General features: G+C 36.4%; 6 protein-coding genes. 3 read left to right on the top strand and 3 right to left on the bottom strand.

Features of this window, described 5'->3' with window-relative positions:
• Positions 1-10: 10 nt before the first annotated feature.
• Both MT391_RS18610 and MT391_RS18615 read right to left on the bottom strand, forming a co-directional pair.
• Positions 11-499, bottom strand: coding sequence for a tripartite tricarboxylate transporter TctB family protein (locus MT391_RS18610; protein WP_166372217.1), 489 nt, complete (start codon positions 497-499; stop codon positions 11-13).
• Positions 500-790: 291 nt separating this feature from the next.
• Entirely contained in the window at positions 791-1,777 is a 987-nt protein-coding gene (locus tag MT391_RS18615) for a Bug family tripartite tricarboxylate transporter substrate binding protein (RefSeq protein ID WP_499442133.1), read from the bottom strand.
• Positions 1,778-2,242: 465 nt separating this feature from the next.
• On the opposite strand from MT391_RS18615, the gene MT391_RS18620 reads away from it, so the two are divergent.
• A complete protein-coding gene (locus tag MT391_RS18620; protein WP_499499473.1) occupies positions 2,243-2,560 on the top strand; it encodes a hypothetical protein in 318 nt (105 codons plus the stop codon).
• 340 nt (positions 2,561-2,900) lie between these two features.
• Here the strand turns inward: MT391_RS18620 and MT391_RS18625 are convergent, their stop codons facing one another.
• Positions 2,901-4,445, bottom strand: coding sequence for a methyl-accepting chemotaxis protein (locus MT391_RS18625; protein WP_499499475.1), 1,545 nt, complete (start codon positions 4,443-4,445; stop codon positions 2,901-2,903).
• A 344-nt stretch (positions 4,446-4,789) separates the two neighbouring features.
• On the opposite strand from MT391_RS18625, the gene MT391_RS18630 reads away from it, so the two are divergent.
• Both MT391_RS18630 and MT391_RS18635 read left to right on the top strand, forming a co-directional pair.
• Complete coding sequence (locus MT391_RS18630) at positions 4,790-5,692, top strand: LysR family transcriptional regulator (RefSeq protein WP_499499477.1); 903 nt, start codon at positions 4,790-4,792, stop codon at positions 5,690-5,692.
• Between the two features lie 363 nt (positions 5,693-6,055).
• A complete protein-coding gene (locus tag MT391_RS18635; protein ID WP_499499478.1) occupies positions 6,056-6,775 on the top strand; it encodes an SDR family oxidoreductase in 720 nt (239 codons plus the stop codon).
• Positions 6,776-6,985: the final 210 nt, after the last annotated feature.

Genomic DNA, 6,985 nt, shown 5'->3' on the forward strand with positions numbered 1-6,985 from the left:
ATGAGCTCTTTTAATTAAAAAATGGGAATGGAGGAAGATTAACTGACAGCATTTCATTAAAAGTAATGAAAATACCACCCGCAAAAATGATTGAAATTAAAGCGCTTTTTTTCCAGAATGTTTTACCGCATGTCACTGTCAACATGGAAAACATGAATAGGAAAGTACTGATCACGTATCCGGCATGTTCAAATAACATTGCATAAAGGACACAAATGATACATGTAATAGCTATTTTTCTGCGATCACTTTTACGTTGTGGGCTTTCATTTAATAACGCTTTAATAGCTAATAGTGAAGGCGTGAAACCACTGGTGAGGATAAGTAGTACACCAATAAAAATAGAAATAGCTGAAACGGCAAGTGGTAGAAAGATAGCTTCTAATGGATTGCCAAACATTGGTTGAGGTAAACTATATGCATACCCACCGTAGGCAAGCCCAAATACGATGCTAAATAACCCTGTAAGGCCATCCCAATTGTATTTTATATTTGACATATGACACCTAAAAAATCGAGTAATTAAGTTATGCTTTTTAACTAATAATGTTGCCTATTATAGTTTTGTTTATGTGCATAATCTTAAGGGAGTAAGCTTTGTTTTTTACACAAAGTTTCATTGTATTTTAAAACGAGGCTGCGATTGATTTAGCCCCGCATTTAAACTTATTGCTTGCACTTATTACTTAAGCTTAATAACTAAACTTGGTACTTAAACTAGGTACTTAAGCTAGGCACTTAAACACGGTGCTTAAGTACCTAATTGAAATGCAGAATTTAAGTGCAGCGGTTATCGACCAAATACTTCCTTAATTAAGGTTTTATATTGCTCGTTAGTATCTGCTAAGAAAGTAGTGAATTGTTGGTTATCTTGATAAGCATTGTCCCAACCATTACGTTTTAATGCTGCTTTCCATTCAGTCGTTTCGACCATTTTTTGTAACGCATCACGCCAGTAATTTACAGCTTCTTCAGGCATATCTTTTGGACCAAATAGACCACGCCAGTTTTCAAAGGTGACATCAATGCCTTCTTCCTTCACAGTTGGAATATCAGCGATTAAGCCAGTGCCAATTCGTTTGTCGGCAGTTTGTGCTAATGCGTGTAATTTTCCACTCTCAACAAGTCCAGCAACATCGCCTAATCCCGTTGAAATAATGTCAACATGGCCACCTAAAGCTTGCGCAATTAAGCTACCATCTTGAAAAGAGATATAATCAATTTGACGAAGGTTCTCAACACCTGCGGCTTTAGCCACTAATAAAAATTGAATGTGGTCCATTGAACCCGCAGCAGACGTACCACCAATTTTGACTGACTTAGGATCTGCTTTAAGTGCATCCATTATCTGTTTAATCGATTTGTATTTTGAATTTTCTGGCACAACAAAAGCCGCATAATCAGTGATTAAACGTGCAATAGGGGTTGTATCTTTATAACTGTATTGAGTTAAACCCGTTAAGTTAGTTAATAAAATAGGTGGCGAATAAACTGAAATAAGATCGCCTTTTCCTTTTTGCGTTTGCATGTAAGCTAAGTTCACAGCACCACCGCCACCAGGGCGATTCACTACAGGCATGTTGGACTCTACAATACCGGTATCTTTTAATGTTTTAGCCACGGTACGAATAGTTAAATCCCAACCACCACCTGCACCTGAAGGCGCTACCATATTAATAGTATGAGGTGGATAATCTGCTGCAATAGCAGAATTAGTTGAGATAAGTACTGCGGTCGCAACTACTGCGCCAGTGAATAGTTTTTTTAATTTCATCATTAACTTACATCCTTCCTTGCTTCTTAAATAGAATAAGTATTGAGCTAGTAGCTGCCCATTCCGGCTTTATTTTCTTTCTCAGAGCAGGGCTTATAAAACCTCTGCTTTATTTCTGTGTTAATAAAGTGTGTGTTATTTGTTAACTGAATTAACTGAGGTTGTAAGCATACTGATCGGTTTAATAAGTAAGTGTGAGCAGAAGCTATTTAACGTCACGAATAAATGGTGCTTATGGTTTTTATGGTGTTAATTAACAATATTTTTAAATTAAGTTATTATTTCCCTTTAAAACAATGACTTATTTTTTTTAGTGTTTAATCAAATAGAGAGTAAGTTGTTGTAGTGGAATTGAAGAAGTCATAACCGAGTTCAAATTACAGTTATTCTATTGTGGATTTTTACTGTTAAGGTGAAATTATTCTGTACAATTATCGAATCGGCATATTTATAATATGGGACTGTAATTTGAAAGAATCTGACTGGGAAATATTCAAATCTATTAAAGAGATTGCTATTGAAAAATATTGCAACTTGGTATTAGAGGCATCGCAAACGGTAATATCGAAGCAAGATGAAAGTGCACATAACAAGTACTTGTTGATCTATAAGTTGCTACAAAAAAGAGATGAGAAGATGGCTGCATTATTTGATGGACATAGCCGTTCAAGAGCTTGGCCACAGTTGTTAGCGATTCGTTCAGAAGGGCTTGCTGACCAAACGTTATTAACAGAGCTATCCGATGAGTTTCGTGAGGGAACAGATCCCCAAAGAAAGAGTTATTAATAACGAGCTGTGTTGTATATGGAGTTCGTTAACCCAGATTATGTTATTCAAAAAATGTTTTGAATAACATAATAATTATCAAGCTTATTTTGCTGATGCTAATGTTCAATAAACGGATAATTAGGTTCAAATTCATATTACTTAATTTTCACCTTACCCTTACCCTTACCCATAACCCACAACCCACAACCATAACCCACAACCCACAACCCACAACCATAACCCAGTTAATTCAACTGTAACTAACCATTCTATGTCATTTAAGAGATAGATATTAAATTAGCAAAAGCTTATTCATATGATAAAAATAAACTTTTATTTGGATCGTAATGCTACCGTTTTAAATAAATTGAGTCACTAGAACCTGTTGTTGCTCAAGTTTAAGTAATAGTCTAGTCGATAGTTGTACAGACTTTTGGCCTTCTATTTCGGTATTTCTGGACATGTCAGAAATGGCCACGATGTTGCGATTTATTTCTTCAGAAACTAAAGATTGTTCTTCTATCGCTGTTGCAATTTGTATATTTAAGTTAGATAGCTCATTGACTTGCGACGTTATATTTTCTAATGCTTCGCCCGTTTTACCATAAAGTTGCACGCAATTATCTGAGAGTAAGGCTCCTTTTTTCATTGCCGTATTTGCAAGTTTAGATTCTGATTGTAATTGTCCTAACAATTTATTAATTTCAGATGTTGATTGTTGGGTACGCATTGCAAGTGCTCTCACTTCATCAGCCACCACTGCAAAACCTCGTCCGTGTTCACCTGCTCGAGCAGCTTCAATTGCTGCATTGAGTGCCAATAAATTTGTTTGATCGGCAATGCCACTAATTTCATTCAATACTGTTTCAATAGATTGTGATGCATTAACTAACCTTGATATCGCTCGCTCTACTTCATTCAACTGCTTCGCTAACAAATCATTCGCATTAATATTTTCTTCAACTATTTGTTGCCCTTGATGACTACTTGCTAGTCCTTGCTTTGCAGATTGAGCAGAATGATCTATGACCAAAGCCAAATCTTGTATCGTTGCAGACATTTCATTCATCGCCGTAGCGACTTGCTCTGTTTCATTATTTTGCTGCGATAATATTTTTGAAATATTGGCGCCTGATTGTTCTGATTCTTTGGCCGTTTTAGTAATTTCATCTGAAACATCACAAACTCTTCCTACAATAGCTTTCAGTTCAGCTTCTCGCATGTTTAATGCCAATGTAATTGCACTGATTGCATTATTATTGCCTGCATAAATGTAGCTCATTAAGGGATTGTCAAAAACACTTTTGGCTTGTTGGATTAACTTTTTGAATTTTTTACGCCAATTATAAAAAAGCGCTGTTAATATGCCTGAAATACATAACATTGGCAGGCTAATAAGTGAGCTGATTTCAGTTAAAGCGACTATATATAAAGAGTATAGGAAGAAGGCGATAAAAAAGACTTGAAACCATAGCGTAAGGTCAATAGTGAATTTTAAAAGGAAAGGCAATTTACCCTGATTAATCTTTTTATAAACCTGCTCAGCACGGTCGACAACTTCTCGATCTGGTTTCGTTCTGATAGATTGATACTCAAAAACTTCGCCTTGTTTATTTTTGATTGGAGTGACAAAAGCATTAACCCAATAATAATCCCCATTTTTACATTGATTTTTTACCGGCCCCATCCACGATTTCCCTGATTGGGTATACTGCCATAAATCTGCAAATGCAGCTTTGGGCATATCGGGATGCCGCACTATATTATGTGTTTGTCCTTGCAACTCGTCTAAAGAGTATCCTGCAATGTCACAAAAACTCTTATTTGCGTATGTGATGTGACTTTTTAGATCAGTCGTTGATAGTAATATTTCACTTTCAGGAAACAGTCTTTCTTTATTCATTGTAAGCATCCAAGCCTATATTTGGTTAATATATAGGCTATACCTAAATAGGTAAAAAAGACAAAATTAATGATTGATTGCAGTCTTTTTGTAATATTTTATGATTTATATCATTATTTTTTTAGTGGTGTAGACAAATTATAACGGGTATAAACACTCACCAAATACTACTTTGAAAACCATGGCCAGTATGATGAAAAGATAACTCATCTCTGCTTGGGATAATCAAAGTGAAAGCAGACATCTTATTAACAAGTTAAGCTTTAAACTTTACAATGCTGATTTGCTTGTGCCGATTTGAAGTTGATGATTAACTTGAACATATCATTTGTTTGGAACTTACTATGCTGAATAATATTAACCTAGCCGATATTCGCTCATTTGTGCTTATTGCACAGTTGGGTAACTTTACTAAAGCAGCTGAAGCATTAGGTGTTTCTCGTTCTCATGTGTCACGTCAAATAACTGCATTAGAGAATAAAATCTCGGTTAAATTACTGACACGAACTACACGCACGCTTAAGTTGAGCGTTGCCGGAGAGCAATTATTTAAACAATGTGAAAGTGCATTGCAAAATATTGATCAGGCACTTATTGCAGCGGTAGACGATACACAACAAACCCGAGGTCTTATTCGTATCAATTGTGTTGGCGGTTATATTGGCGAAGAAATTGTTGCTCGGTATATCAGTGAATTTATGGCGTTATATCCGCAAATAAAAGTTGAGTTAGATTTTAGCAGCCATCGCGTTGATTTAATCAATGATGAGTTTGATATCGCTTTTAGAATGGGGGATATTGAGGATCTCGGGTTTGTTGCCAAAAAACTCATGGATATCAATATTGTGACGCTTGCTAGTCCTGCATACATAAACAATTATGGTAGCCCAATCCATCCTCAAGAGCTTGCGTTACATCGTTGTTTGACTGGCTCGGTTAAGCGTTGGAGTTTTAACCGTGTAGCAAATCCAGAGCAACACTGTGATATCAATATAACAGGGCAGTTGATTTGTAAAAATGGTCATGCACTTTTGCAGGGAGCGTTGGCAGGCTCTGGTATTATCAGAGTGCCTAAAATGTATTGTGAGGCGGAAATAGAAAAGGGTGCCCTTATAGAACTACTGCCAGAGTGGCATGTACCATTGGTGGCATTTTCAGCCATTTACCATAGTGACAAATATCGCCCTAAGCGCTTACGTGAATTTATTGATTTTATAAAAAACCGTTTCGAGGAACATCTTCAGTAATTTCATTTGCAAAAATTTCAGCTTCAACAATTCTATCTACAATAACTTCATCTACAACAACTTCATCTACAACAATTTTAGCTGCAGAAAGCCCATGTACTCAATAGCCGTTGCTCTTTCACTTATTTGGCTGGAATCTAGTTTCCTCATTACTAGCTGATTTTATATTTGGATGAACACCGCATTCAGGATTAAAAAGCGAACACTACTTTTTTCCAGCATGTTTCTCGAACATGAGTCTATTGTTGCTGTACAACAACAGTATTTTAACTTCAGCCATATATATCAACATAGATTCATTTTTTATAATGTATCCATTGCAGCAAACTAGCTGTGTAGGTTTAAAAAGTAATGGAGTTGAATATGAAAAAATTAGTAGTGATCACTGGCGCGAGTTCTGGTATTGGTGAAGCGATTGCACGTCGTCTGAGTAACAGTGGTCATCCATTATTATTATTGGCACGTCGGGTTGAGCGTATACAGGCACTTAACTTACCTAATACTCTGTGTGAACAAGTAGATGTTACTGACAAAGCCTCATTTACTGCTGCGATTGCTAAAGCAGAAGCGACTTATGGTGCAGCTGATTGTATTGTGAATAATGCTGGCGTAATGTTATTAAGTGAGCTTGATATACAAAATCCAGAAGAATGGAAAACCATGTTTGATGTTAACGTTATTGGTCTGATGAATGGTATGCAAGCGGTATTAGCACCGATGAAAGCACGTAAAACTGGAACCATTATTAATATCAGCTCGGTAGCCGGTCGTAAAACTTTCCCAAATCATGCTGCTTATTGCGGTTCTAAATTTGCAGTACACGCTATCACTGAAAACGTACGTGAAGAAGTTGCAAGCAGTAATGTGCGTGTATGTACTATTGCCCCTGGAGCGGTAGAAACTGAGTTACTTTCACATACAACATCAAAAGATATTGTAAACGGCTACCAAGCATGGAAAGAGGAAATGGGCGGCGTGCTAATGCCTGATGATATTGCGCAGGCAGTTGAGTATGTTTATGCACAACCTCAACAAGTGTGCATAAGAGAAGTGGTGCTTGCTCCAACGATGCAGCAACCATAGTAAACAGCTGCTTGAGTTAAGTAGAATCTAAAGTAAAGAAAAATACAAAGCGGGCTATTTAATTGGTGGCCTGCTTTGAACTAGCTAAGCTTAATACGTTAAATATCCTCGTTAAATATTAACCTTAACTCTACAATGCTAGTTCTCAATTTTATCTCTCAGTTAAGCTTTATTAATTGGGACTTGTTAGTTTAAGAACAGTTAATTTTT

The organism is Vibrio sp. 1-Bac 57 (assembly GCF_037546855.1).
Classification (GTDB): Bacteria; Pseudomonadota; Gammaproteobacteria; order Enterobacterales; family Psychromonadaceae; genus Psychromonas.